Origin of the sequence: uncultured Ligilactobacillus sp., from assembly GCF_948826705.1 — a bacterium.
GTDB lineage: Bacteria > Bacillota > Bacilli > Lactobacillales > Lactobacillaceae > Ligilactobacillus.
Genome location: NZ_CAQLEL010000084.1, coordinates 1 through 1,970, shown reverse-complemented (window position 1 = coordinate 1,970; position 1,970 = coordinate 1). Strand labels below are relative to the sequence as shown.

The window sequence follows — 1,970 nt, the reverse complement described above, 5'->3', positions numbered from 1 at the left end:
GAGGTAACGATGGAATCTATTGAATATTTCAACACGCAACGTGCATATGCATCAAAAAACGGCTTGACCGCAGAAAAATTCCGCGTTCAAACCGCATAAACTATTTTTCTATTTAAACTGTATACTTGACGGACCCCAGTGCCATTTCCAAGGGTTTTTTATTTGCAAAAAATTAGATAGAGTTAATTTAGTCTAAAAAATATCCTTTTGAGGGACAAATGGGGGGAATTTTTTAAAGCTCATCCGATTTTGGGTTTAATTGTTTCTTAGCCTGCTCTGTAACATGAAGAGAGATCTTGTCCATGATGCTTATACTGTAGGAACGTAAGTGGTATTTTTAAGTTGTTTTTTGTAGATATCAAGCCATTCGTTGATCAACGCTTCCATCGTTACCTCAGTTATTAAATCATCTGTAGCCTCTGAATTGATCTTTGTTCTTATTTTTGGTCTAACAATGTTTTGGCTTGGTTAGACTTCGAATTTAATGTTACTGATTACGGCCGTTTTTTGGAGACTTCTATCACAGCCTCTTTTTATTTGCCAAAAAATAGCAGATGTTTAAAACATCTGCTATTTTTTTACTCAAATTCGATCTCAAGCACGCTTTCTTCCAATTGTTCTAAGAGTTCGTATTTTTCGATGTAATCGAGCCAAGCTTGGCGGTCATATTTATCTTCGATCGCACTGCGCAATTTGGTATAGATCCCAGTAAGAAAAGTATCATACATCGCATCTGCTGCTCGTTGGACTTTGGCATCATTCCAGCGAGCAGATCTAGCACGATTCTGATTTTTATTGGCTTGGTAGTCTAAAGCTCGTGCTTGAAATTTGCTCAAAGCCGAGCAGTGTTCATTTAAATAAGTTTCAAATTCTTGTTTATCCATATATAATACCTCTTTTCGAATATATGTTCTTTTGTATTATAGCACATACGTTCGTTTGTTGGGTAAATAAATTCTTAAATTTATCTTTAAATTACTTAAATCAACAGCTTAAAGATTGCTTTTGCAAAATAAAATAGTAAGATAAAAAGTGAGAGGCAGGGTTGGTTAGTAAAACATTGGTTAAAGGAGTTATGCAGCATTTATGAAAAAAGACGTATGGCGTAATGATGAAGAATATATGAGCTATGTAGGTGAGTTGCTAGAAAAGCCAGAAGTCCAACGTTTGGCTAATTATACGCAACACCATTTTTCAACGCGCTTAGAACATTGTATTGCTGTTTCCTATGAAAGCTATTTACTTGCTAAAAAATTCCATTTGGATGCAAGATCTACAGCTCGTGCTGGCTTGTTGCATGATTTATTTTACTATGATTGGCGTGTGACTAAATTCGATCGTGGCACGCATGCATGGATCCATCCACGGATCGCTGTGCGTAATGCAGAAAAGCTGACTGTACTGACCCCACGCGAAAAAGATATCATCATCAAACACATGTGGGGCGCAACGACTTGCCCTCCAAAGTATCCAGAAGGCTACATTGTATCATTAGTTGATAAATATTCAGCGACTGAAGAATACAGTAAACATCTTTCCTTGAAAATAATGAGTTCATTAAAACAAGCTCTAGGCTTTGCGAAAGTAAGTGAATAGTGTAAAATAGTGTTAAGTACTATTGAAAGCACAGATAATAGACCCGTATCACTCGATAGTGCGGGTCTATTTGTGTAATTTAGAAAGGGGTATGTGTCTTGAGTACACAATCAGTATTCAAAGTCTGTCCGAAGTTCCAAAAGACTTTTGGGATTTTAGGAAAAAAATGGAATGGCTTGATCATCGAAGTTTTATTGAATGAAGGTCCACAGCGTTTTAAAGAAATAGCACAAAAAGTTGAGAAATGCAGTGATCGCGTTTTAGTGGAACGTCTAAAGGAGTTGGAGAAGGAAGGATTGGTAGAACGTGTGATGGCTAGCAATAGCTCACGTGCGGTCTATCAGTTGACCGACCGGGGCGCAGCTTTAAAAACG

The 1,970-nt window shown here is 37.2% G+C and carries 3 protein-coding genes; 2 read left to right on the top strand and 1 reads right to left on the bottom strand.

Annotation, left to right across the window (positions count from 1 at the left end; genetic code table 11):
- Nucleotides 1–578: 578 nt before the first annotated feature.
- Nucleotides 579–884 carry a hypothetical protein gene (locus tag Q9Q35_RS05760; protein WP_304652553.1) on the bottom strand — a complete coding sequence of 102 codons (306 nt, stop codon included), beginning with the start codon at nucleotides 882–884 and terminating at the stop codon, nucleotides 579–581.
- 202 nt (nucleotides 885–1,086) lie between these two features.
- Here Q9Q35_RS05760 and Q9Q35_RS05755 point away from each other — a divergent pair, with 202 nt between their 5' ends.
- Nucleotides 1,087–1,596 carry an HAD family hydrolase gene (locus Q9Q35_RS05755; protein WP_304652552.1) on the top strand — a complete coding sequence of 170 codons (510 nt, stop codon included), beginning with the start codon at nucleotides 1,087–1,089 and terminating at the stop codon, nucleotides 1,594–1,596.
- A gap of 98 nt (nucleotides 1,597–1,694) precedes the next feature.
- Nucleotides 1,695–1,970 (top strand): helix-turn-helix domain-containing protein (locus Q9Q35_RS05750; protein ID WP_304652551.1); only part of this gene is annotated, 276 nt, incomplete at its 3' end.